The following is a 24,853-nucleotide window of genomic DNA, read 5'->3' on the forward strand; positions in this document are numbered from 1 at the left end:
ACCAACCTCGATACGAACTCTCGGTGTGAGAGTCCTACCACTACAAACGTGTACAAATTATATGATAAATGTTTCTTTACTACTGCCTTGTATATCGCAGCGAATAAAATCGTCTTAGGGGACTTCTAAACACCGAATACGGTATCTATTATTTCACACGGGCACTTTTTCGGCACTTTTAATCAAGGACAGATTCTGTCGGATAGAACGTCCCGCTCGGTCCGATAGCGGCAAAATACCGCGGTTAATGAGCAACAATCACCGGAAAGTTGCCGTCGAATCGGCGCGCGCGCCGAGCGCGACGCCGTTTGAGTAGTCCGGCGCTCGAACGGACTCGTCCGTCAGCCGTGCGCGCGTGTCAGACCAGCGCCTCTTCGAGGAGCTGGAGCGGGTGTTTGATGTCGTACCCAGTGCCGTGTTCCATCTGCATCGAGCAGGTGGGACACTCGGTCATGCCGACGTTCCCTTGGGCGTGCTCCATGTGGTCGAACATGTCCGCGCCGATCTGCATCGACTTGTCGTACTTCTCTTCCTTCCAGCCGTAGGTACCGGAGATACCGGAACAGGAGTCGCCCACGTCTTCGATTTCGACGCCGTCGAGCTGGCGGAACAGTTCGACCGCCTGCCGGTCGAGGCCCTGATTGCGGCCGTGGCACGGCGCGTGGTACGCGAACGATTGGTCCTCGACCGAGGCCTCGCGAACCGCACTTTCGAGGTCCTCGTGGATGCGGAGGTACTCCAGCGCCTCGTAGGTGTGCGCCGAGAGGTCCTCGATGCCGTCGATGTCGAACAGTTCGGGGTACTCCTGACGGAGCGACATCGAACAGGAAGTACACGACGCGATGATGTCGTAGCCCTCGGGGATGAGCCCCGCGAAGTTCTCGACGTTGATGCCGGCGGCGCGCTTTGCGTCGTCGAGCATGCCGTTCGCGAACATCGGCGTCCCCGAACAGCGCTGTTTGGGGACGACGACCTCGTAGCCGAACGACTCGAAGAGGCGGACCATCGCCTTGCCCACCTCGGGCGTGTTGTAGTTGGAGTAACAGCCGTGGAAGTAGGCGACGCGCTTTTCCTCGGAGCGGACCTGCGGGCCGCCGCGTTCGTTCCACCACTCGCGGAACGTCTGGGTGGCGAACTCGGGGAAGTCGCGCTCGGCCGTGATGCCGAGCACCTTCTCGTTTATCCGCTGGACGACCGAGTTGCCCATGACGGCGTTCGCCAGCCGCGGGAACATGCTCCCCAACTGGGCGAGCGTGCCGTAGTTGGCGAGGATACGGTTGCGGATGTACTCCCGCGAGAGCTTGTCCATCTGTTCGTCGACGTACTCGCCGCGGGCCGTGTTGTGCATCTGGCTGAGCGGGACGCCCGACGGACAGGCGTCGTCACAGCGCATGCAGTTCGAACACGACATGATTGAGTCGTCGACGGCCTCGTCTTCCTTGCGCTTGAGCCGCCACTGCTCCGGCCCCTGGAACTTCGGCCCGGGGAACTCGTCGTCGACTTCCGCGACCGGGCAGGACACGTCGCAGGCGGTACACTTGTAACAGTTGTCCGCGCCGGGACGGAGGTCCATATCGGTGCTGTCGGGGAACACCTCGACGGCCTCGAAGTCGTCTGTCTGTGCGTCGGGGGTCAAAGTCGGGTTGCCTGGGGATTCTGCGTCACTCATCTGGTTGCCTCCTCGCCCGCGAGTCGGCCGGCGACGGCACCCGTCGCCAAGGAGACGCCGCTCGCGGATTTCTCGCGCGCCACGTCGGCACCGCCGACGACGCCGCCCGCGGCGCGCAGGTTCTCGAAGTGCGGTTCGCCGTCTTCGCCGGTCGGCCGGAGTTCGTCGTCGGGGACGACGCCGAAGCGCGCGAACGCGTGGTCGCCGAACGCCTCGGGTTCGGACCAGTCGTAGCGGTCCTCGGGATGCGGGACGTGACAGCCGAAGACGGGCTCAGTGACCGATTCTCGGTCGGAGTCGAGGCCCTTGCCGACGAGGCCGCCCGTGGCGAGGACGACCTGATCGGCCGAGTAGGGCGTCGGTCGGCTCTTCTGGTCGACGATGACGGTCTCGACACGGCCGTTTTCGGCCTCGAAATCGACCGCCGGGTTGCCCGCGGAGATGCGAACGCCCGCCTCGTCGAGCGCGTCGAACAGGATGTCCTCTAACTTGAGTCCGAGCAGACTCGGCGGCCCGGTCGGCACCTCGAAGACGGAGACGCCGAGGCGGTCCGAAAGCTCCGCGCGGACCTCCTCGTCGTGGTCGTCGCCGAGCATCGCCGGGAAGCCGACGCGCGATTGGCTGTCCAGTTCCTCGGCGATGGTGTCGGCGAGGACGGAACGGACCGTGCCGCCGTTCACGTCCTCGTCTCGGTCGAGCGCCTTGGCGAACCGGGTCACCTTCGCGTCGGCGCGGAACCGCTTGGGGAACTCCACGGTGACGCCGCGGGCCGAAAACGGCACGCCGGCGGCCGTCAGGTGGTCGGCCGCGACGGGCGCGTCGAAGTCCGTGAGGCCCGCGAAGCCGACCAAAAGCATGTCGCCGGAGGTGCTGGCGAGACCGGGCGCGACCGACTCGGGGTACCGGGCGGTCGGTTTCACCGCGCCGCCGTGAGTCATCACGAGCGCGTTCGAGTCCGTGTGGCCGCCGCGGTAGGCGTCGCCGACCGCCTCGTCGAAGATGCGGAGCCCGGCGCGAACGCCGTCCTCGCCGACGACGTGGTAGGGGTGGCCCTCCGGGAGCGCGTCGAGACCGGCGTAGGGGTCCGAGAGTGGACCGTCACCGCCGGCGTAGCCGAGCACGTCCACGAGCCCGCTGGCCTGCCGGAGCGTGCTCTTCTTGTGGGCGAGCAGGCGCACGCGAGCGCCCGTCTCCGCGGCCGAGAGAGCCGCTGTGCAGGCGGCGATGCCGCCGCCGATGACGAGCACGTCGTCAGTTATCGCCATCGGCACCTCCGAACGCGTCGTCGTCCGCGCGGTCCGCGGTCCGTTGGCGGCCGCCGTCCGCGACTGCCCCGCCGGACGCGACGCCCGAGGCGTCGTCCTCCGAGGCACCGCCGTCGTCGAAGGCGGCGAAGTCGATGTCGGCGTCGGCCGCCGCGGGGTCTTCGTCGCGGTTCATCGTCGTCGCGTGGAGCATGTGTTTCAGCGCGGACTGGGAGAGCTGCGTGCCCCACATGGCGTGGCGCTCGCCCTTCCAGCGCTCCTGATAGAGGTCGTCGAGGGAGGCGCGAAGGGTCGTCTCGTCGTACTCGGGCGCAAGTTCGTTCGCCATCCGGTGACAGCAAATCGCGCCCTGACAGTTGCCCATCGAGGCGCGCGTCTGGATGCGCACGGAGTTGAGGTCCGTGCCCGCGGTGTCGAGGGCGTCCTGAATCTCGGCGCGGGTGACGGCCTCGCACTCGCAGACGACCGGGTTGGGGTCGACGCTGTTGAGCACCTCGTCGGCGCGCGAGCCGAGTCGCTGGGCCGACCGGCGGCCGATAGGCGACCGCAGGCCGAAGTCGTCCATGTAGTCGCGGAGGACGGTGAAGTCCTCACTGCCCGGCAGCGGCACGTCGGCGGTGCGGCACTCGGCTTCCACGTCGAGCTTCTCGCAGACGTGGTCCGAAATCTGCTCGGCCATCATCCGGTAGGTCGTGAGCTTGCCGCCGACGATGCTCGTCATGCCCGGCAGGTCGTCGCGGTCGTCGTGGTCGAGCAGGAAGAACTCGCGGGTGATGTCCGTCGGGTCCTCCGTGCCGGTTCCCGGCGGCTCGTACAGCGGGCGGACTCCCCAGAAGGAGCGAATCGTCCGCGCCTCGGCCAGCATGGGAACGAGCTCCGACAGCGTCTCTATCATCAGGTCCACTTCCCAGCCTTCTTCGGGGTAGTCCTCCGGGTCCTCGACTTCCTCGTCGGTCGTCCCGAGGATGCACGTCGTCTCGTGCGGGACGATGATGTCGGCGTCGCCCTTCGGCCGACAGCGGTTGACGACCGTGTCGACCTGCCGCGTGTTCATGATGGTCATGACGCCCTTCGACGGGCGGACTTCCACGTCGACGCCGGCGAGGTCGCCGATTTGGCCGGCCCACGCGCCCGTCGCGTTGACGACGTAGTCGGCGCGGATTTCCTCGACTTCCCCGGGTTCACCGTGGACGTACGGGCCGGTTCCGGTCTGGTGCGTGACCTCGACGCCGACGACCTCGCCGCCCTCGACGAGCACGTCGGTGACCTCTGAGTGCGTCTCGATGCGCGCGCCGTGTTCGACGGCGCTCGCGGCGTTCGCCACGCAGAGGCGGAACGGGTCGACCGCGCCGTCGGGGACCTTGATGGCGCGCTTGATGTCCTTCGCGAGGTATGGCTCTATCTCGCGCGCCTCCTCGGCGGACAGCACTTCGGCGGGGATGCCGCACTCGCGACAGCCCTCCAGCTTCTTCTCGAAGTACTCGTCGGAGTCCTCGGGGCGCTGGACGAACAGCCCGCCCGTCATCTCGACGCAGTGGCCCGCGATTCGCCGCAGGACCCGGTTTTCCTCGATACACTCCTTGGCGGACGGCTGGTCCGACACCGCGTACCGGCCCCCGCTGTGGAGGAGTCCGTGCATCCGCCCCGTCGTCCCGTGTGTGAGGTTCCCCTTCTCGACGAGGGTCACGTCCAGCCCGCGCATCGCGAGGTCGCGCGCGATGCCCGTGCCGGTCGACCCCCCGCCAATGACGAGGACGCTCGGCGATTTTTTCATCTGTCTTTCGTGAGGTAGGACCGACGGCACTTTATTTTACCTTCACTCGTCTCGCGCCCCGTTCGTCTCACGGAACGGACCACTTCGTCGACCCGATTGCCATCGTACTGCCCGTAGAATGCCGTATCTCGGCGTTTCTACGCCTATTCGAAACGACGACAATAATTCAAAACTATTGTTCTTATTAGTTACGTCCGGTATCGAATCCTCGCCGACAACGGACCTCTCAACTAGCTTTGAAGCGCCCCGAACGGCCGATTTCCATGTTTTGTGTTCTCACATCTCAGGGGAGATGTCGGTAGTGGTCGATTTTTACGCGTGCGCCGGATACCGTCAGTACGGAACGTTCCACGCTATGCGCCTCGAAGACAGAATCACCAGACGCCGCCGCCGCGGCGGGACGGGACGGCGGCTCGTCCGGGACCTGAACGCGCTCGACCCGACGGCCCACCCCGACGAGCCGACCGGCCGCGGGCCGACGCTCGAACGCATCCTCGACCACCTCGACCCGGTGTTCGACGGCGACCTGCCGCCCGACGCCCACGTCCACGGGCCGAAGGGAGCCGGGAAGTCGGCGGTCGTCGAGACGCTCTTCGAGCATCTCTCCAGCGCGCTCCCCTCCCAACGGTCGGTCATCCACACCGCCACGCGTACCGCCGCCACGCCGACGACCTCTTTCGCCTACGTCGACTCCCGCGACGCCTCGACCGAGTTCGCACTCCTCCACGCGGCGCTCGACGCGCTCTGCGACGAGCCGGTGCCGTCGCAGGGCGTCGGCGTCGAGGCACTCCGCGAGCGGCTCACAGAGCGGGTCGCCCACGACGAACACGCGGTCGTCGCCGTCGACCACGTCGGCGAACCGGAGACCTATCCCGCGGCGACGGCGGTCGAGACCCTTTCCTCGGTGTCGCCGCACGTCTCGGTGCTCACCGTCGGCCGCGACCCTCGAAGCGACGCGAGCGAGGACGATGCTGCCGACGGCGCGACCGGCGCAACCAATGCCACCGACGCCACCAACGCAGCGTCAATCGCCGTCCCGGCCTACGAGCGACACAGCCTCGTGGACATCCTCGTCGCGCGCGCCTCGGACGGCGTCACCCGAAACGCGCTCACGCACGAGGCGACGCGCGAGGTGGCCGAGTGGGCCGACGGCGACGCCCACGACGCGCTCTCGGCGCTCTACGGAGCGGCGACTCTGGCCGCCGCCGACGGCTCGGACGCCCTCGACACCGAGTACGTCTGTGCCGGCATCGACGCCGTCCCCGACGACGGCTGTTCGCTCGGGCGCGTGTTCGCGCTCCCCGAGAGCCGCCGGCGCGTCCTCCGGGCGTTCGTCGCGCTCGACGACGAAGAGACGGCCTCCGTCTCGGCGGCGACCGAGAACGTCGCCGCGTCGCCGCGCGTGTCGCTGTCGCCCGCGACCATCCGACGCGTCCTCTACGAACTTTCGGACCTCGGCATCGTCCGCCGCGTCTCCGACGGCGACTCCACCGACGGGCCGGGCCGGCCGGCGACGCGCCCCGTCCCGAACTTCTCGACGCTTGCGTTCCGCGGGCTGGACGACGCCGAGCGCTGAGCCGCGGGAGGTGACGGCCCGCGCGACCCCCGCGACCTGCGAGAGCGACGACCCGCCGGGGCCGTCCTGCGGCGCGCTTCTCCCCGACCGCTGAATCTTTTTCCCCGGTCTCCCAACTCCGGGTATGGTTCCGCCGCTCGTACTCGACATCGACGGGACGCTCACCGACGCGCAGGGCCGCCTCGACCCGCGTGCGTTCGAGGTGCTCCCGACGTGGGACGCGCCCGTCATCCTCGCCACCGGCAAGGCGTTTCCCTATCCGGTCTCGCTGTGTCACTACCTCGGCCTCCCGCAGACGGTCATCGCGGAGAACGGCGGGGTCGTCCTCGCCGACGGCGAGGTGACGTTCACCGGCGACCGCGAGGCCGCGCAGGCCGCCGCCGACGAGTTCGTCGCGCGCGGCGGCGACCTCGGGTGGGACGCCGCAGACACCGCGAACCGCTGGCGCGAGACCGAACTCATCGCCCGCCTCGACGCCGACGAGGCGCTCCTCCGGGAGGTCGCCGACGAGTTCGACCTCGAAGTCATCGACACCGGCTACGCGTACCACATCAAGACTCCGGGGGTGGAGAAGGGCGTCGGCCTCGAACGCGTCTGCGAGACGATGGGCTACGACCCGGCGGAGTTCGTCGCCGTCGGCGACAGCGTCAACGACGCCTCGACGTTCCGCGTCGCCGGTCGCTCGTTCGCCGTCGCCAACGCGGACGACGTGGCCAGGGAGGCCGCCGACACGGTGCTCGAACGGTCGTACATGGACGGCACGCTCTCGGTGCTCGAATCGCTCCGGGAAGAAGACGCGGCGTAGCGGCGTCGCCGCCGACCACGCGCGAAGTTCGTCGGCGTCTCAGGCCGGCTCTTCGAAGGGAGCGAAGCGGCCGTTGATGTCCCACTCGTGGATACAATAGGGGCTTCCGACCCGTTTCTCGCCGTCCTCTTCGGCGACGACCCACGTCGCGGCGTCGTCGTCCCAGCGTTCCACCCGACCGCAGCGCTCGCAGATGCGTCGCGTCGGTCGTCGAAGTTGGGGTTCCATACGTGTGAGACTGACTGCCGGGCAAAAAAGCCCATCGCCGTCGGCAGTTTCGCGGTCGGCCCGCTCGGCACCCGGCCGCTCGCCGCCGGAGCGACCTCACCGGGTCGGTTGTGTGCGAGTCGAACACGTGTCTTCCGGAACCGATGGGACTTACGGGCCGGGGCGCGGAGTGATTCCATGGGCTTTCACACCTTCGACGCCGACAGGGCGGCGAAACTCGACGACCCCACGCGGTTCCGATTCGTCTCCCGAGAGGAACTGCTCTCGCACCTCGGCGTTGCGCCCGAGCGAGTCGTCGCCGACCTCGGGAGCGGGACCGGCTTTTTCACCGACGAGGTCGCACCCCACGTCGGCACGCTCTACGCGGTGGACGTACAGGAGGTCATGCACGACTACTACCGCGAGAAGGGAGCGCCCGACAACGTCGAGTTCGTCACGGCCGACGTGGCATCGCTTCCGTTCGACGACGACCACCTCGACGCCGCGTTCTCGACGATGACCTACCACGAGTTCGCCACCGACGACGCGCTCGCCGAACTCGCCCGCGCCGTCCGTCCCGGCGGTACCGTGGTCGTGGTCGATTGGTCCACATCCGGGTCGGGGGAGAACGGGCCGCCGCTCGACGAGCGCTTCGGTCTTGGCGACGCTACCGACGCGCTCGAATCGGTCGGCTTCACCGTTACTCACGGTGAGACGCGCCGCGAGACGTTCGTCTGCGTCGCCCAGCGCTGACGCGACCGACAGGGAAGATGGAAAGACCTTCTCACAAGAATTGAGATATGAGGAACCGAGTAGTCAATATGGTTCCGCCTCTCGGACTAACGCGGTTGTAAATATTAACATCCTAGAGCAATTTGGTGAATATCAGGACAACGCTTACCACGAAAACCATGGTTCGACATACCATGGCATTGCATAACTCAGTCATCGACGACTATCACCCGACAGAGGGGTACTACGAGTGTCGCTCTTGTCGCACGCGGACGGTCAGTGGGTCTCACCTGTCCGAGTGTCCCGACTGCGGCGGGTCGGTTCGTAACATCGCCGTCGCCCGCGAGTGACCCTCGCTGTCGCCTGAGCGACGCCGTGAGCGTATCGGATCCGAACAGACAGTCCGACGGGTCGCCGTGGCCGCCCGCCGCGACGGCCTGCTCAGGACTCGATGATTCCCGTGTACCGGTCGACGAGTAGGACGACCGCCGCGCCGACGACCGCGGCCACGGCGAACGCGGCGTAGAGCTCTGTCGTCCACGACCGACCCGCATCCACGAGTGCGCTGCTGCTCTCTACTACCGGCGCTCGGAGCGCGCCGACGATGAGGCTCACGAGGAACGCGAGCGTCGCCCGTCGGTGGTGTTCGAGCGCCCAGCGGACGACGTGTGCGATGCTGAACAGGCCGGCGACCGCCCCGATCATGAACGTGACGACGACCGTCCCCGGCTCGATGACGACCGACAGCGGCGCACCGCTGGCGACGTCGATGAGGCGGTCGATGAACGTGTTGAGCGCCGCATTCATGTACTCGTACTGGCCGAGAATCAACAGGAGAAGCGACCCGGAGACGCCGGGGAGAATCATCGCGCTGACGGCGATACCGCCGGCGACCGCTATCGCGGGAAGCGAGTGTCCGAACGCGCCGCCGCCCCCGCCGGAGGCGACGAAGGCGATGACGAACCCGGCGACGGCCGCCGCGATTTGCCGTGGTCCGTCGAGCGAGACCTGCGCGTACAGGACGACCGCCGACGCGGCGATGAGCCCGAAGAAGAAGCCGTAGGTGGGGACCGGCGCGTCGTTGAGCGCGATGTGCAGCACGCGCATCACGGTCACGATGGCGGTGGCGATGCCCGCACCGAGCGCGAGCAGGAAGCCGACGTCGACCTCGCGCATCGCCGCGATTGCGTCGGCTCGGCGTCCCGGCACGACGATGCCGAGAGCGCGCTTGATGCGGCCGGGCGTGATGGCCGTCACCGCGCTGATGAGCCGTTCGTAGATGCCCGTGATGAGCGCGATGGTGCCGCCCGAGACGCCCGGAACGGCGTCGGCGGCACCCATACAGACGCCCTTCAGGTAGATGAGAAGCCACGAGAAGCGGGCTGTCGCCCCGTCTGAGTTCCTCGACATTTCGTTGTCGGATGCTCGCTCGGGAAGGACATCAGTCCACCGCTCTGCGGACCGTGCGCGAAAAAAGCGTGAAACTGCGGGCGGCGCGGGGACCGGTTCCGGTCCTACGCGGCGGCCGGGACCGCGGTCGCGTCGACCGACGCCGAGGTCGACGACGACTCGTTCGTCTGCGAGTCGTTCGAAGCGGAGTTCTCCGTCAGGTCGAACTCCTGTTCGTTCCGTTCGAGGGTGACCTCCACGGCACCGTCTTCGGCACCGTTGACGAGGCCTTCATCGACGGCGACGTTCTGGGACTGGTAGCTGACGATGGTGTTGTTCCCGGCGAACGTCGTCGGGCCGGTGAACGTGTAGCCACCCGTCGCGCGGACGCTGACGTCCGTGTAGCCGTTGTCCGGGCCGTACTCGTTGTAGCCGGTCGTGGAGTACGGGAGCGTCATCGTGAACTCACCGTCTGCGTTGGTCTGCGCCTGCTGCGTGTAGGTGAAGTTCGTACCCGTGGTCTGGTCGCGCATCTGCACGCGGGCGGTCACCGTCGCGTTGGCCGGGGCACCGCTGCCTTCGACCGTCGCGCCGGGGACGCGCTCGAACGTCTTGACCCACGACGGGTTGTTGGGAACGAGCGCCTGTGCTTGGATGCCGTAGGTGTTCCCCTCGCGGACGAGCGAGTTCTGGTACGACCCCGAACGGAGCGCCGAGTTGTTCGAGGACTTCACGAGGCGGTAGTGTTCGAGGGCAGCGACGCGTTCCTCGGGGAACGTGCCGATACCACCGATCTGCGAGGTCGGGTCGTTCGCGACGTACTCCTCGGCGGCGCTCATGTTGTCGAACACTCTGACTGCCTGCCCGTCGGACGGCGTCACCTTGAACGTGGTCTCGCCGTCGGCGGACGTGCGTTCTTCCCAGTCGACGACGATGGGTGACGCCTCACGGGCGCTGCCGTGGTACGCGTAGAGCCGAACCATCAGGCTCTCGTAGTACCGCTGGTCTTTGAGGCTCGACACGGCGGCGACTCTCGTCTGACCCTCCTGCTCCTGCAGGCGGTACATCGTACTGTAGAAGTCGGACGTGGAGACGTTCGACTCGTCGTAGAAGACGGTCGGCGCACCGAACTTCGAGTCGGTCGAGGCCATCTGCCAGTCGACCATGACGTAGCGGGTCTCGTTACCCTCCTCGCTCATGTCGGCGAGGACGTCGGAGGCCTGCTCCTCGTTCGGCGCGAGGAGGAAGTTCGCGGCCTCGGTCGCGCCCTGCTGGAACGGGTTGGCGTTCGGGATGCGCTCGCCGAGGACGGTTATCCAGTGACCGTAGTCCCACCACGACATGACGCCGTAAGTCCCTTCGGCGTAGTCGAAGTCGTTCGTCCGCTCGTAAGTTCCGTAGTACTCCATCTCGTTGGATGCGCCGCCGAACTGCCCTTCTTCGGGCGTGCTGTTCTGCATCCACTCGAAGCTGTCCTGCCACTGCGTCACCGTGCCCGGTCCGGTCTGAGCGGACTCGATGGCGTTGCTGCTGGTGCCGGCGTTGCCGAGTTGAATCGGCACGACGAGCACCGGGGTGAGGACGAGAAGCAGGGCGATGGCGACGACCGCGACCGTCCCGTACGACACGTCGTCGAGGCGGTCGGTGCCGGCGAGGTCGATGATACCGAGCGAGAGAATCTCGCGGAGGAGGTACGCGTTCATCACCGCGACCACGACCGCGAGGTAGTAGTTGAAGCGGACCTGCGTGAAGGCGGCCGAGGTGATGATGGCCGCCCAGACGAGCACGAACAGGTGTTGACTCTCGTAGTCGGCCTGCAGCACCGCGCCGACGATGAGGGCGCTCGCGATGGCGAGGCTGACGAGCGAGGATTCGAGGCCGAGGACCCCACCGATGCCGGCCGGGATGGCCGGAATCAGGAAGATAACGCCGAAGACGGCGAGGCTGCCGGCGACGTAGCCGATTTTCCGAGTGTCGCCGTCGCGGACGAGCGGCTTGCCGACGAGCCAGATGGCACCGACGAGGCCGGTGAAGAACGTGAAGCCGTACTCGGACATGATGCGCTCGGTGGCGGTCATGCCGCTGTTCTGCAGGACGCTCGCGGCGATGAAGGGCTGTGCCTCGCCGATGGTGCGCGTCGCCGCACCGGCGCTGAAGCCGACGGTGCGGAGGAAGTTGACGCTCACCTGACGGAAGGCGTCGGGGAGGACGACGGCCGTGCCGATGACGGCGACGAGGCCGAGGGCGGCGACCGCAACCGGGTAGCCACGGTCGTCAACGTCGTTAGACTCCCACCACCGGGCCAGCGCGGCGAGGAACACCGCGCCCGCGCCGATACCGAAGGCGAACACGGGGTGGAGGAGACTGAAGTTCGTCACGCTGAACGAGAAGTCGGTCAGCGGGACGAACATCAGGAGGCCGGTGACGGCCATCGAGACCGCACCGACGAACGCGACGTGTTCCGGGGACTGTCCGCCGACGTAGTCGGCGACCATCTGGAGGACCAGGTACAGGCCGAAGATACCGACCAGAAGGACGCCCGGCGGCCACGCCCACATGTAGAGCGCCATGCCCACGCCGGCGAGCGCGGACCAGATGAGGGTGGAGCGGAGGGCGTCGAAGTCGCGGGCGGCGACGAGTTCCCAGACGGGCTTCTCGCGGTTCGCCACGGTAAGGGCGATCATGATAGCGACGACCGCGAAGCCCTGGAAGAACGGCTCGGCGATGTTGTGGTCGGCGAAGCCGACGAGGCCGCGCTGGAGGAACGTCCCGGGGAGCAAAGCGAGGATAACGACCCCGAAGATGCCGCCGAGACGACCGCCGAGACGACGGCCGATGAGGAACGTCGGAATGGCTACGAGCGCCCCGAAGACAGCCGGGGCGACGAGCAGTGCCTTGGCGACGAGGTCGGCCGACGGACTGCCGAGGCCGACGACGAGGGCGGCCGTGGCGATAATCTGGTCGTAAATCGTCCCGAACTGGCCGACGCTCGTCCCGAACGGGAAGTACGTCCACGGGTCGAACGGCATCGTCGACGGCCAGTTCTGGACGGTGTACGTCACCTCTCGGAGGTGATACCAAGCGTCGTTTCCGGAGAAGAGGACATCACCGTCCCTGATAAAGTTGCTATACGACCGAAGACGGACGGCCAACATGGCGACCAGTATCACGAGGAGGGCGGGGACGTGATACCAGTCTTTGGCGAGGTCGAGGACCGACTTCGAGTCGGGACCCTCGATGCGCTCTGTGTCTGCGCTCATCGCTTCGATGGACTGGGAAAACCCGCATAAGCCTTATGACTCGGTTTCATCGGCGAGACAGGCTCGCTCCCGTCGAGACCCGGTTCAGAGTGGTTTTGCGGCCGTCAGGTCGCAGTTTCGCGACCGATCGAGCACCGACCCGCGCGAACGACACTCTTTATAGGGGACCTTCTGATAGCACTCAGTATGGCCGACGGGGATACGGAAGACAGGAGCCACGAGGGTGCGTCGTACCGCGACGACACGGCGCGGGCGCTCGACGTGACCGCCACCCTCTCCGACGCGTCGCTCGTCGTCGCGAGCAACCGAGAGCGATGTTACTCCAGTGAGACCGCCCCGGAGTGGCTCGACGTCGTCGTCCGCACCGACAAGGGCCGCAACTACGCGCGAAACAGAGCTATCGAGGAGGCCGAAAACGAGTGGATAATCGTCGCCGACGACGACATCACCTTCCCCACTCGGCTCGCGGCCCACCTCGTTGACTCGATGCACGAGTTCCAGGTCGTCGGGCTAGAAGACTTCTGGCCCATGCGGTGGACGCTCACCAGGTTCATGATATTCCACCGAAGCCTGTGGGAACGCGTCGGCGGCTTCGACGAGAACCGCGAACACGGCGGCGACACCGACTTCGCGATTCGCGCCGAGAAGGCCGGCGCGGAGGTTCACCGTCTGCCCCGTCGCATCGTCCCGCACCACGATACCGAGTCCGACTTCGATACGGGGACGCACCTCGAATGGCTGTTCTACCTGTTCAAGCGCCACCCGAAACAGGTCGCGGTTCCCGCGCTCAAACTGGCGCTCGCGAAGGTGAACGTCATCTCCCCGTCGAAAATCGAGTACGACGCGTCGTGGACTGGTGACGTTTTCTCGCTCAGCGACACCGACGACGCACCGCTCGAACACTGAATTTCAGACCTCCGAATCATGAATATCCTACTCCTCATCATGGACAGCGTCCGTGCGAGCAACACCAGCCTGCACGGACACGAACACCGGACAACCCCGTTCTTGGAATCGCTCGCCGACGAGGCCACGGTTTACGAGACCGGAATCAGCCCCGGCTCGTGGAGCCTCCCGAGCCACACCAGCATCTTCACCGGCTACCACGTGGCCGAACACGGCGTCACCGGCGCGAAGAACAAGCTCGAACCCGGTCACACCGTCTTCGAGCGCCTCGCCGACGACGAGGGCTACTCGACGGGTATCTTCTCGGAGAACACGTGGGTCACCGAGATGGACGTGGGGCTGAAAGAGACCTTCCAGACCGTCGAGGGAGCACGGAACATCCCGTACGTCGAGGGGCTCGACCCGAGCAATTTCGTGCTCACCGAGGGTCAGGGTAACTACGTCGGCTACCTCAAGCGGTGTCTCTCCCACGACCACCCGGCGAAGTCGCTCGCGAACGGACTCGTCACGAAGCTCGCGTGGGACTACCCGCAGTACCTTCCCGACTCGCTGAAGGCGACGACGCCCGCCGACGTGTACGTCGACCTCTTTTTGGACTGGGAGCGGAACCGCGACGACCCGTGGGCCGCCTGCATCAACCTTATGGACGGTCACATGCCGTACGAACCCCGTCCGGAACACGACAAGTGGGGCGGAAAGCGCCTCCAGAAACTCCAACAGGACGTTGACGACCAGGTGTGGGAGTACCTCGGTGATCACCGCCCGTGGTGGGAGAAACGCGCCATGGAGGGGCTGTACGACGGAACTATCCACCAGATGGACGCCCAAATCGAGCGCCTCGTCTCGACGCTGAAAGACCGTGGCGAGTATGAGGACACTCTCATCGTCGTCACCGGCGACCACGGCGAGGGCTTCGGCGAGATGAGCCAAGTCAAGCCTGACGTCCGACTCGCCGGTCACGGCAAGGACGTCCACGAAGCGGTCCTCCACGTCCCGCTCGTGGTCAAGTTCCCTGGACAGACGGACCCGGAGACGGTCTCCGCGGCGGCCTCGCTCACCGAATTCCCACGGGTGGTCGACGCCGTCCTTGACGGCGACTGGGACCGCGACGCGTTCGTCCCCGACGACGGGGCGGTCGTCGCCTCGACCCACGGCCTCGACGAACCCTCACAGGCGCTCGCCGAGGAGTTCTGCGGGTCCGTCATGCCCTACGGAGGCGTCTCACGGACCGTTTACGAGACGACCGACGAGGGCGTGGTGCAGTATCAGTCTTGGGAGGACGCCGCCAGCACGGTTCGCATCTTCGACGCGAAGACCGCGTGGAAGGCCGCCGATACCGACGACGGCGTCGTCTCGGAGACGTTCGGCGCGTTCGACGATCTCGGCGTCCGCGAGGAGAGCGAGGGCATCGATGCCGCCGAGGGTGCAACGAAAGAGCGCCTGAAGGACTTAGGGTACCTGTAACGGGGCGTCTACGGGCGGAGTCGCTGTGACGGCGGGTCGCCGTCGCGGCCCGTCGTGTTCCGAAGCCATAGAAAGTTTTTCTTTGGTCGGTTGGGTCCGGTCCTCTATGTCGAACGCATTCGACCGGATCAAATACGGCCTCTCGCAGATCGCCGAGAACGGCCGGAGTTTGAACTGGTGGCGGGGGACGCTGATGCGGCGGGGAAACGGGGCGATTCAGACGAAACTGTATCCGGGCAGGCGCGGTATCGACGTGGTCGACGCGGATTGGGACACGCTCATCGTCCTTGACGCGTGCCGGGCCGACCTCTTCGAGGAGTTCGTCGACCTCGACCAGTTCGACGACTACCGCGCGGAGACCAGTCGAGCGAGTGCGACTCCCGAGTGGCTCCCGGTCTCGTTCCCCGACGAGTACGGCGACATCGTCTACGTCTCGGGCAACCCGCAGGTCTCGAAGAAGGTGCCGGACAAGTGGCACAAGCTCTTCGAAGTGTGGCAGGACGCCTACGACGACGACGTGGAGGCGATTCTCCCCGGGCCCATCATCGACGCCGCGATTCGAGCGCGCGAAGAGTACCCGGACAAGCGGCTCATCGTCCACCTGATGCAACCGCACGTCCCGTTCGTCGGCCGCCCGGACCTCCACTTCTGTACCTACCAGCTGTTCGAGGACCTGGACATGGACGGCGACGACCGCGCCGGAAACGTCTTCGAGGCCGCGGCCAAGGGCATCGTCGACGAAGAAGAGATGTGGCAGGCGTACGGCGAGAACCTGACCTACGCGATGGACGAGGTCCAACGGCTCATCGACGCGTTCGACGAGCGCATCGTCCTCACGTCCGACCACGGCAACGTGGTCGAAGCAAAGTCGTGGCCGCTGCCGTTCACCTACCACCAACACCTGCCGTACCACCGCCATCCCGGCCTCGTGACGGTCCCGTGGGCGGTCCTCGACGGCGAGCGGCCGACTATCACCGACGACGGCGTCGAGTCCAGCAGCCGCGCCACCTCCGCGGAGGTCACGGAGCGACTGGAGAATCTCGGCTACAAGTAGTCAGCTGGGGTTCCGATTCGGATTCGTTCGGCAGTCTCACCCGAGCACGTCGGAGACGCTCTCGATGCTCGTGAGGTCCGTCTCGAAGAACTGCCTGTTCTCTGCTACCTTCTCCTCCGACCAGTTCCACCACGCCGTGTCGAGCAGTTCCTCTCGGATGTGTTCGTCGAACCGCCACTTCTTTCGTTCGGCGGGGACGCCAGCGACAACGGCGTAGGGCTCTACGTCGCTCGTCACGACGGCCCCCGCGCCGACGATTGCGCCGTGGCCGATTGAGACCCCCGAGAGGACGGTCGCGTTCGAACCGATCCACACGTCACTTCCGATGTCGATGTCTCCTTTCGAGGTCCACGCCAACTCGTCGCCGGTGACCTGTCGGTACAGTTTCAACTGCAGCGTCGGATTCGCGGTCGTGTGGTTCTTCGACCGAAACTCCGCACCGGGGGCAACGGCACAGTACCGTCCGATATCGACGGTCCCTCTGAGTGTGTTCCGACCGTTGAGGTTCGTCCCCCGCCCGAGACCTACCGTCCCGTTGAGTACGCAGTCGGGACCGACGTGCACGTCGTCACTGAGTGAGATATCTCCTCGCATCGAACAGCCGGATTCGATGCTGACGTTCCGCCCCCGTGAGAAGTTCGTCTCCGCGGGCGACTTGTCGATGAGCGTCGTGGCGACCTCGGGGTAACCAAGCCGCGAAACCACGGATTCGACAGTCGTCTTTACGCTCCGCATTGTACGGAGTCTCCGCGTGGTGCTATATTACCCTTTCCTCTCGGTTATCAATGTTGATAGAGAAGCACGATGAGCAATGGCTACGATGACGACCGGACAGTTGATTTTTAACCTCGTGTGGGGCACTCTGAGTATGTCCAGTTCCCCTCGCTACTCCATCGCGGTCTGTAACTACAACATGGCCGAGACCATCGAGGAGTCGCTTCGGAGCATGGTTGAGCAGGTCGACGAGGAGCTGTACGAGGTCGTCGTCGTCGACGGCGGTTCGACCGACGGTAGCCGCGATATCCTCCGCGAGCTGGAGGCCGAATTCGACAATCTGCGGGCGGTTCTTGACCGGTCGGACGAGTGCAACTGGCTCGGCGGGGACCGAAACATCTCCTTCGAGGAGTCCCGCGGCGAGTACGTCCTCGAATCGCTCGACACGGACGACTACTACCACGAGGGGGTCATCGAGGACTTCGTCGAGATATTCCACGCGCTGGAGGCGCAGGTCGACCGCCCCTTCTTCCTCAGCGGGCGCGGGATGAACATCGCTCCCCGTGGACTCCTGCTCGACGTGCCGTACTACGACGTGGGCGGCGCAGAGGACCGCGACCACTGGCGACGGCTGTACGCCCGCGACGCGCTCATCTGGTTGGACCACGGTCACGTCTCGGACTCGCTGGGCTACGACTTCGACCTGCGCGGCGAAATTAGCCGCGACATCCACGGGAAGATAACCGACTTCCAGTCGGGCGTCTCCTTCTGGAGCGCGATTCGATGGACGCTCCACCACGAACACCACTACATCTTCGAGCGGCCGCGGAGCCTCCCTCGCGAGGTCCTAAAGCGCCTCTACGACCTCGCGACGTTCCCGTACGCCTACCTGAAATCGCTCCCGCTCGAACGACACGAGGCCCCGGCGGAGTTCCGGCGGAAGGGCGCGCTCGAAGCGCGCATCGCAGCGACGCGGATGACGCTCCCTGAGATGGAAGCCTACTACGGCTTCGAGGTCGACTGCGACGAGTTCAGCGAGGCGGGCAGGAAGGCGTTCTGCAAATACGCCGACATGTGACCGACGCTGGAACGTCTCGCGCCGACAGTGGGATACCCGGTTCCTAATTATCAAACTGTATTTCTGTGGAGAAACGTTCAAAACCCCCTGAAGGGAGTATCACCTATGGGGCTTGGCGATTGGGTATCTAACGCACGGTGGTACTATCAGAATCTGAATCTCGGGACCGCGGCGAAAGTCAGCGCCGCGGAGCTACTGGGGGGTGCGGTTCGGCGGGCGTATTCACGCGCCCCACGACTTGGGAGACCGATATACGAGCGGGACTGGGACGCGCTGATTATTTTGGACACGTGCCGTCCCGACGCCCTCGAAGCGGTCGCATCGGGGTACGACTTCCTCCCCAACGGTCGCGTCCCGGCGGCCACCTCGCTCGGGTCGAACTCCCGCGAGTTCATGCGGTACAACTTCACCGAAGAGTATCGCGAGGAGATGGACCAGACGGCGTTCGTCACGTTCAACCCGAACTCTGACGCCATGCTCGACCCCAACGACTGGTTGCTGTTGGACGAGGTGTGGCGGGACGCCTGGGAGACCGACATCGGGAGCGTCCGGCCGCGGACGGTGACGAACCGCTCGATAGCGGCTCACCGCGAACTCGATCCAGAGCGAACGATTATCCAGTACCAACAGCCGCACACGCCGTACCCGCACTTCGAGAAGCACGATTGTGGGGCGCTCGCCATCGAGGACGACGCGAACGACCGGTCCGGGATATTCGGCGCGATTCTCGACGGAAAGATAACTCGCGAGGAGGCGTGGGAGGGCTACCTAGACAACCTACGCTGGGCGCTCGATGACCTCGAACTCCTCCTCTCGAATCTCGATGCGGAGCGGGTGATAATCACGTCGGATCACGGCGAGTGTTTCGGCGAGTGGGGGCTGTACGGCCACCACAAATCGACTCCAGTCCCGGAACTCATTCGTGTTCCGTGGGTCGTCACCGAGGCGACTGACGAGGGAACCCACGAGCCGCCCGCCGCATCCACCGACCCCGACGATGTCGGTCTCGATAGCAAGCTCTCTTCGCTCGGCTACCTGTAGCGTCCCGTCGTAGCGGGACGACACCACGCTATCGCCGCTGGCGACGTCTCCTCGCAGTCAATCCATATATCCGAGCTCTTCGAGTCGCTTCTGTACGTCCTCGCTCACGTCGTCGGCCTCCGGGACGCCCTCGGTCGCCTCGCGCAGCAGGTGCGGCGGAATCTCCGACCGGAACGAGGCACAGCGGTCGGGGTGGTCGGCCGCGACGTTCTCGCGCTCTTTCGGGTCGGCGCGGAGGTCGTACAGTTCGTCTTCCTCGCCGTCGACCGCGATGTACTTCCAGCCGTCCTCGCGGACGCCGACGACGGGGCCGGCGTCGCTGAACGACCCGGTCGAGACGACCCGCCGGGGACCGCCCTCGAAGAGGTCGGTCCCGCGGAACGCGCTCGGCGGTTCGACGCCGTGGTTTCGCGCTACCGTGGGCGCGAGGTCGAGCAGTTCGCGCTGTTCGTCGACGACCCCGCCGTCGCCCCGGTTGGACTTCACCACGAGCGGGACGTGCGTCAGTTCGTCGTAGGGGCGGTTCCGGTGGTAGTAGTTCCCGTGGTCGGCGAACTCTTCGCCGTGGTCGGCGGTGAGGATGATATCCGTCTCGTCGTAGCGGCCGAGCGACTGCAACCCGTCGAGGAAGCGGTCGATGTGGTCGGACGTGTACCGGATATCCGAGTCGTAGAGATCGACGATTCGCTGACGCTCCGCTTCGGTTACGTCTTCGGGGTGGATTCCCGCCTTGGACATGAGACGGCGAATCTCCGACTCGTCGGCGGGCTCGGCGTACGCCGGGTCCTCGAGGTCGATGCCGTAAGGACGGTGTGGGTCCATGTAGTGGACCCACAGGAAGAAGTCGCCGTCGACGCCGTCGAGCCACTCCAGGGCCCGGTCGGTCGTCTTCTCGGCGTTCTCGTACACCGTCTGCTCCATGATGAGCGACGCCGGGAAGACGGCCTCCTGAATCCGTTCGGCGAGGGGACGTATTCCGAGCGACTCGACCGTCGGACGGACGAGGTCCATCGTCCGCCGAAACAGTCTGTGGGCCGCCGACGGCGACCCCGAGTCCTCGGAGTCCATGATGCCGAAGTCGTCGAAGTGGTCGAAGTCGGCCGGGCGGGGGACGCGGCTCGCGAAATAGGTGTTCGAATGGATGCCGGCGGTCGATACCTCGTCGGGGAGCGGAGAGGCGATGTTCGGTCCGTCGCGGGCGTGTTCGTCCCCGCGGTACCGGGAGGTGAGAAGCGACGGCACCGAGATTCCCGTGTTGGTCCCGTTGGCGAAGGCGGCGGTGAACAGCGTCGAGTCGTCGTCGAGCAGGCGGTCGAGGACCGGAAGCGTGTCCCGCTGGTAGCCGTACTGGCCGACGTGGCCGGCCCGGAGCGCGTCGACGGTGATCAACACGGTGTTCATTGCTTCGGTGGTGTGGCAGGTGCGTTCAAATATCTGTTGCTCAGCGGTCGGCGCACTCGAAGGTGCTATAACCTCCGGCGGTGAATCGCCGACAATCCGAAATGAGAAACGTCGTCCTCATCTGCCTCGACACCGTCCGGAAGGACTACTTCGACCGGTTCGCCGAGCGGTTGCGCGAGCGGGCCGACGCTTCCTTCGACCAGTGTCGCGCTGCGAGTGGCTGGAGCGTTCCGAGCCACGCGAGCATGATGACCGGGAAACTACCGCACCAACACGGGATTCACGTGTACAACCGGGACTTCTCAGGGCTCCGTCGGGAAGACACGTTTCTCGCTGACCTCCCGGACCACCGGGCGTTCGGGTCGAGCGCGAACGTCTACGCCAGCGACGCGTTCGGCTTCGACCTGCTTTTCGACGACTTTACCAGCGTCTCGCCCGACCGGCGGTTCCCCGATGGCATCGACGCCGAAAAGTTCGGACAGGAGTGTGAGGAGACGGGACTCGCCCGCTACCTCGCCTTCCTGAAAGCCTCGCTCGCCAGTGACCATCCGGTCCAGAGCCTCGCCAACGGCGCGCTCGTCGAGTTCGACCGGCAGTTCGCGGAGCTCCCCGTTCCGAAACCACTCGACGACGGCGCGAATATCGTCGCGCGCGAGGCGGTGAAGCTCGTCCGCGAACACGGCGACGCGGACCCGTTTTTCATGTTCACGAACTTCATGGACGCTCACGGGCCGCTCACGCACGTCCGTGGCTACGATTCCGACCTCCACGACGCGCCGTACTCGTGGACGACGGGCGCGTACAGCACCCACGAGGTCAACGTCTCCGGCGAACTCGAGGAGAACTGGGAGCACATCGAACACACCCGTGGGCTCTACGGCGCGGCCATCGACTATCTCGACCGTAAAGTGTGTTCGTTCATCGACCGCGTCCAGGCGGCGACGGACAGGGAGACGACGTTCGTCGTCACCGCCGACCACGGCGAGAACCTCGCGTTCGAGGCCGACGGCGGCCTCCTCGCCCACAAGGGCGTCCTCTCCGAGGGGCTGCTTCACGTCCCGCTTCTTGTGGTCAACGCGCCGAAGGGTTACGACGCTCACGAAACTGACTACTTCTCGCACGTCGACCTCGGTCGCTTGCTCGTCGGCCTCGCACACGGGGAGGCCCCCGACGTATTCGAAGACCGCATCGCCGCCGAGCGAATCGGCTCCAACATGGCCGCCGACGCATCCGAGGCCGAGCGCCGCGAGTGGGACCGCATGATTCGCGTCGTCTACGACGGCACCGACAAGTACGAGTGGGACTCAAACGGACACCGGCTCCGCCATCGTCTCGACCCTGAGCGACCGAACTGGCAGGAAACAACCGCGGAGGACGCCGATATCGGTGACCTCGATAAAGAGTTCTTCGACGTCCCGCTCGACGAGTACAAGCGTGAGGCGGTCACCGCGAGCACCGACCACGACGTGGACCAGACGACGAAAGCGCGGCTGAGCGACCTCGGTTACATATGACGCGCAGCCGGCCAGCGGCTGCTCGCCCGTCCGGTTTCGGGCGATTTCGGCGGTGATATCGGTCCCGAAGAACCTTTCTATGGCCGCCGCATCAACCACCTGTACCGACGTATGAGAAATGTCGTCCTTATCTGTCTCGATACTGTCCGAAAGGACTTCTTCGATTCCTTCTCCTCGCGGCTCCGGGAGCGGGCGGACATCGTCTACGACCAGTGCCGCACCGCCAGTACGTGGAGCGCTCCGAGCCACGCGAGCATGTTCACGGGGACGCTCCCGCACCAACACGGTGTCCATGCGTACCACCGAGATTTCTCCGGTATTGGCCGCGACGATACGTTTCTCGCCGACCTCCCGGACCACCGCGCGCTCGGCGTGAGCGCCAACGTCTGGGCGGGGTCGTCGTTCGGGTTCGACGGCTTCTTCGATGAGTTCTCTAACATCTCGCCCGACCGGCGGTTCCCTGAGGGTATCGACGTGGCCCGCTTCGGCCAGTCCTCACAGAAGACCGGCCTCGGGAAACAACTCGAGTTCCTCAAGCGCGCGCTCGAACACGAAAAGCCGATTCAAAGCCTCCTCAACGGCGTTGCGGTCCAGGTCGACAACACGCTGGCGACCGCTCCGGTCCCGAAACCGATGGACGATGGCGCGAAGACGCTCATCGGGCAGGCGAACCGCCTCGTAGGCGCGTCCAGTGAGCCGTTCTTCCTCTTTACGAACTTTATGGACGCCCACGGTCCCCTGCGACACATCCTCGGATACGACAGGGACCTCCACGACGCGCCGAACTCGTGGAGCTCAGAGCACCTCGACTGGTCGCGCATCGTTGCCGAGGGAGACGAGACCGAGATGACGCGCTACCGAGACCTTTACGGCGCGGCCATCGACTACCTCGACCGCAAGGTGTGTACGTTCATCGACGAGGTGCAGTCGATGACCGACGAGGAGACGACGTTCGTCGTCACCTCCGATCACGGTGACAACCTCGCGTTCGAGGCCGACGGCGGCCTGTGGGGCCACACCGAGAGTAGTCTCAACGAGGCGCTGACACACGTTCCGCTCGTGGTCGTGAACTCGCCCAGCGAGGGTACCGACGTCGTTGACGGCTACGTTTCGCACCTTCGACTCGGCGACCTCCTCGTCGGCCTCGCCCGCGGCGAGTGCCCCGACGTGACCGACGAACGGATTCCAGTCGAGCGAATCGGACACAGCGGCAAACAGCACAAGCTCGCCGAGCAGGAGCGGGACACGAACCGGATGCTCCGCGCCGTCTATGACGGTGACCGGAAGTTCGTCTGGGCCGACGACGGGAGCCGAGAGACCTACCGCCTCGACGCCGACCGGCCGTGCTGGCAGGCGGGCATCGACGATTCGTTCGACGCCGAGTCACTCGATGAATCGTTCTTCGAGACGCCCGTCGCCGACTCCGCGGAGCGTGCCCGGTCCGCCGAAGACGAACTCGGCGTCGACGGCGCGACGGCGGACCGACTCCGCGAGCTCGGATACCTCTGACCCAACCGTGACCGACTACCCTCTCGCACGCCGGTCGTACAGCGCCCCATGAAAGAGACAGACAGCCTCTCTATCGGCCGCGAGGCGTTTATCTCCCTGTTCTCGAAGGTCCTTACTGCCGGCACCGGATTCGCCGGGGTGGTCATCTTCGCGAACCTCCTCGGCGATGTCGGCTGGGGGAAGTATCGGACCGTCCTCGCCGCCGCGTTCGTCCTCACGCAGGTTCCGAGCGGCATCGGCGCAGCGGTGAAAAAGCGGGTGAGCGAGGTCGGCGTCGAGCCAGACTCCTTTTTGGGGACGGCGCTCCTCGCACACCTCGCGTTCTCGCTCGTCGTCGCCGGCGCATACGTCCTCCTCGAACCCTACGCGGTCGACTACTTCGGAACTCGCGAACTGGCTGCCGGCGTGGTGCTCGTGGTCGTGACGCTCGGCCTGTTCAATATCACGAACAAGCTCTACGCCGGCACCGGCCACCCCGCGGTCTCGTCGTGGGTCGACGGCATCCGGAGCCTCCTGACCATCATGCTCCAACTGCTCTTCTACTGGCTCGGCTTCGAGGCGTTCGGGCTCGTCATCGGCCTGGCCATCGCGACGGTCGGAACGGCCGTCCTCGCCGCGGCCCTATCGCGCGTCCTCCCCGCGCGCCCGACGAAGCTGGTCGCCGAGCGCATCTACGACTTCGCCCGCTGGAGTGTCCCCACGTCGATGCTGTCGAACTTCTACTCCAGCGCCGACGTGCTCATCATCCAGGCGTTCGTCGGCCCGGCGTCAGTAGCGTACTACTCGGTCTCGATTCAGCTCGCCCAGCCCGGCGCGATGTTCGCGACGACTATTGGTAACGTGCTGAACGTTAAGTCGAGCGGCGTCGACTCTGTCGGCGGCGACGTGCGGTTCGACCTCATAAACTCCATCTCTTATGCGGGGCTCATCGCGATACCGGTCTTCTTCGGCGCGGCCGCGATGCCGAAAGAGCTGGTCACGACGCTGTTCGGTAGCGACTTCGCAAACACGCCGGTGCTCGTGGTTATCGGGATGACCCTGTTCCAGATCGGTAACGCCTACCGCCACCCCTTCGAGGCCGTCCTGCAGGGAACCGACCGCCCGGAGCTCGTCTTTCGGGTGAACAGCCTCATCGTACTCCTGCATCTCCCGCTCGCGGTCGCGCTCGGGAGCGTCTATGGGCTCGTCGGCGTCGTTGCCAGCACGGTTGCCGCGGAGGTCGCCCGTCACGTGGTCTTTCAGTACGTCGCTCACCGCGAGTTCGGCGGCATCGTGTTCACGCGCCCGATGCTCGAACAGACGGTCGCCGGCGCGGTCATGTTCGCTCTTGTCTGGTCGGTCATCGAATACGCCGTCTCGATCACCGGGTGGGTTTCGCTGCTGCTCGTCGTCGGGTTCGGTGCCGTCGCCTACTTTGCGGCGCTCCTTGGTCTGAGCAGCCACTTCCGCGAGACGATCAGAAACACGGTCCCCGGTCTATCGGGCAGCTAAGCCA

The 24,853-nt window shown here is 65.6% G+C and carries 20 protein-coding genes; 12 read left to right on the forward strand and 8 right to left on the reverse strand.

What is annotated here, in order from left to right:
- Nucleotides 1-358 precede the first annotated feature (358 nt).
- The 3 genes from C5B90_RS18730 to glpA are packed head-to-tail and all read right to left on the reverse strand — an operon-like array spanning nucleotide 359 to nucleotide 4,708.
- Nucleotides 359-1,669: an anaerobic glycerol-3-phosphate dehydrogenase subunit C gene (locus tag C5B90_RS18730; protein ID WP_115883458.1), complete on the reverse strand. Its 1,311-nt coding sequence runs from the start codon at nucleotides 1,667-1,669 to the stop codon at nucleotides 359-361.
- Nucleotides 1,666-2,934 (reverse strand): glycerol-3-phosphate dehydrogenase subunit GlpB, encoded by a 1,269-nt coding sequence (gene glpB, locus C5B90_RS18735; RefSeq protein ID WP_115883459.1) that lies wholly within the window; start codon nucleotides 2,932-2,934, stop codon nucleotides 1,666-1,668. The genes C5B90_RS18730 and glpB overlap by 4 nt, the downstream gene beginning before the upstream one ends.
- A complete protein-coding gene (gene glpA / locus C5B90_RS18740; protein ID WP_115883460.1) occupies nucleotides 2,921-4,708 on the reverse strand; it encodes an anaerobic glycerol-3-phosphate dehydrogenase subunit GlpA in 1,788 nt (595 codons plus the stop codon). Before glpA ends, glpB begins: the two co-directional genes overlap by 14 nt.
- 355 nt (nucleotides 4,709-5,063) lie before the next feature.
- Here glpA and C5B90_RS18745 point away from each other — a divergent pair, with 355 nt between their 5' ends.
- Together C5B90_RS18745 and C5B90_RS18750 are read left to right on the forward strand one after the other, a co-directional pair.
- Entirely contained in the window at nucleotides 5,064-6,284 is a 1,221-nt protein-coding gene (locus C5B90_RS18745) for a Cdc6/Cdc18 family protein (RefSeq protein WP_115883461.1), read from the forward strand.
- A gap of 124 nt (nucleotides 6,285-6,408) precedes the next feature.
- Nucleotides 6,409-7,089 (forward strand): phosphoglycolate phosphatase, encoded by a 681-nt coding sequence (locus C5B90_RS18750; RefSeq protein ID WP_115883462.1) that lies wholly within the window; start codon nucleotides 6,409-6,411, stop codon nucleotides 7,087-7,089.
- Nucleotides 7,090-7,128: 39 nt separating this feature from the next.
- On the opposite strand, the gene C5B90_RS18755 is transcribed toward C5B90_RS18750, so the two are convergent.
- Nucleotides 7,129-7,317, reverse strand: coding sequence for an HEWD family protein (locus tag C5B90_RS18755; protein WP_115883463.1), 189 nt, complete (start codon nucleotides 7,315-7,317; stop codon nucleotides 7,129-7,131).
- 177 nt (nucleotides 7,318-7,494) lie between these two features.
- On the opposite strand from C5B90_RS18755, the gene C5B90_RS18760 reads away from it, so the two are divergent.
- Both C5B90_RS18760 and C5B90_RS18765 read left to right on the forward strand, forming a co-directional pair.
- Nucleotides 7,495-8,049, forward strand: a complete 555-nt coding sequence (locus tag C5B90_RS18760) for a class I SAM-dependent methyltransferase (protein WP_115883464.1) — start codon at nucleotides 7,495-7,497, stop codon at nucleotides 8,047-8,049.
- A gap of 173 nt (nucleotides 8,050-8,222) precedes the next feature.
- Nucleotides 8,223-8,378 carry a rubrerythrin-like domain-containing protein gene (locus C5B90_RS18765; RefSeq protein WP_115883465.1) on the forward strand — a complete coding sequence of 52 codons (156 nt, stop codon included), beginning with the start codon at nucleotides 8,223-8,225 and terminating at the stop codon, nucleotides 8,376-8,378.
- A gap of 91 nt (nucleotides 8,379-8,469) precedes the next feature.
- Here the strand turns inward: C5B90_RS18765 and C5B90_RS18770 are convergent, their stop codons facing one another.
- On the reverse strand, nucleotides 8,470-9,438 hold the full coding sequence (locus C5B90_RS18770) for a DUF368 domain-containing protein (RefSeq protein ID WP_115883466.1): 969 nt from the start codon (nucleotides 9,436-9,438) through the stop codon (nucleotides 8,470-8,472).
- A 104-nt stretch (nucleotides 9,439-9,542) separates the two neighbouring features.
- The gene (locus tag C5B90_RS18775) at nucleotides 9,543-12,677 is read right to left on the reverse strand and encodes an oligosaccharyl transferase, archaeosortase A system-associated (RefSeq protein WP_115883467.1); all 3,135 of its coding nucleotides are present in this window, start codon (nucleotides 12,675-12,677) and stop codon (nucleotides 9,543-9,545) included.
- Nucleotides 12,678-12,863: 186 nt separating this feature from the next.
- Between C5B90_RS18775 and C5B90_RS18780 the strand changes: the two genes are divergently transcribed.
- The 3 genes from C5B90_RS18780 (at nucleotide 12,864) to C5B90_RS18790 (ending at nucleotide 16,101) form a co-directional block, all read left to right on the forward strand.
- The gene (locus C5B90_RS18780; protein ID WP_115883468.1) at nucleotides 12,864-13,583 is read left to right on the forward strand and encodes a glycosyltransferase family 2 protein; all 720 of its coding nucleotides are present in this window, start codon (nucleotides 12,864-12,866) and stop codon (nucleotides 13,581-13,583) included.
- Between the two features lie 18 nt (nucleotides 13,584-13,601).
- Nucleotides 13,602-15,047: a sulfatase gene (locus C5B90_RS18785; protein WP_115883469.1), complete on the forward strand. Its 1,446-nt coding sequence runs from the start codon at nucleotides 13,602-13,604 to the stop codon at nucleotides 15,045-15,047.
- Between the two features lie 106 nt (nucleotides 15,048-15,153).
- A complete protein-coding gene (locus tag C5B90_RS18790) occupies nucleotides 15,154-16,101 on the forward strand; it encodes a hypothetical protein (protein WP_115883470.1) in 948 nt (315 codons plus the stop codon).
- 36 nt (nucleotides 16,102-16,137) lie between these two features.
- Here the strand turns inward: C5B90_RS18790 and C5B90_RS18795 are convergent, their stop codons facing one another.
- Entirely contained in the window at nucleotides 16,138-16,836 is a 699-nt protein-coding gene (locus C5B90_RS18795; protein WP_233512126.1) for a CatB-related O-acetyltransferase, read from the reverse strand.
- Nucleotides 16,837-16,969: 133 nt separating this feature from the next.
- Between C5B90_RS18795 and C5B90_RS18800 the strand changes: the two genes are divergently transcribed.
- A complete protein-coding gene (locus tag C5B90_RS18800) occupies nucleotides 16,970-17,893 on the forward strand; it encodes a glycosyltransferase family 2 protein (RefSeq protein WP_115883471.1) in 924 nt (307 codons plus the stop codon).
- Nucleotides 17,894-18,175: 282 nt separating this feature from the next.
- Nucleotides 18,176-18,934: a hypothetical protein gene (locus C5B90_RS18805; protein WP_115883472.1), complete on the forward strand. Its 759-nt coding sequence runs from the start codon at nucleotides 18,176-18,178 to the stop codon at nucleotides 18,932-18,934.
- A 57-nt stretch (nucleotides 18,935-18,991) separates the two neighbouring features.
- On the opposite strand, the gene C5B90_RS18810 is transcribed toward C5B90_RS18805, so the two are convergent.
- Nucleotides 18,992-20,335 (reverse strand): sulfatase, encoded by a 1,344-nt coding sequence (locus C5B90_RS18810; protein ID WP_115883473.1) that lies wholly within the window; start codon nucleotides 20,333-20,335, stop codon nucleotides 18,992-18,994.
- A 101-nt stretch (nucleotides 20,336-20,436) separates the two neighbouring features.
- Here C5B90_RS18810 and C5B90_RS18815 point away from each other — a divergent pair, with 101 nt between their 5' ends.
- The 3 genes from C5B90_RS18815 (at nucleotide 20,437) to C5B90_RS18825 (ending at nucleotide 24,849) form a co-directional block, all read left to right on the forward strand.
- Entirely contained in the window at nucleotides 20,437-21,849 is a 1,413-nt protein-coding gene (locus tag C5B90_RS18815; RefSeq protein WP_115883474.1) for a sulfatase-like hydrolase/transferase, read from the forward strand.
- A gap of 111 nt (nucleotides 21,850-21,960) precedes the next feature.
- Nucleotides 21,961-23,358: a sulfatase-like hydrolase/transferase gene (locus C5B90_RS18820; RefSeq protein WP_115883475.1), complete on the forward strand. Its 1,398-nt coding sequence runs from the start codon at nucleotides 21,961-21,963 to the stop codon at nucleotides 23,356-23,358.
- Between the two features lie 48 nt (nucleotides 23,359-23,406).
- Nucleotides 23,407-24,849 (forward strand): lipopolysaccharide biosynthesis protein, encoded by a 1,443-nt coding sequence (locus C5B90_RS18825; protein ID WP_115883476.1) that lies wholly within the window; start codon nucleotides 23,407-23,409, stop codon nucleotides 24,847-24,849.
- Nucleotides 24,850-24,853: the final 4 nt, after the last annotated feature.

This window comes from Haloferax sp. Atlit-12N, assembly GCF_003383095.1.
GTDB lineage: Archaea > Halobacteriota > Halobacteria > Halobacteriales > Haloferacaceae > Haloferax.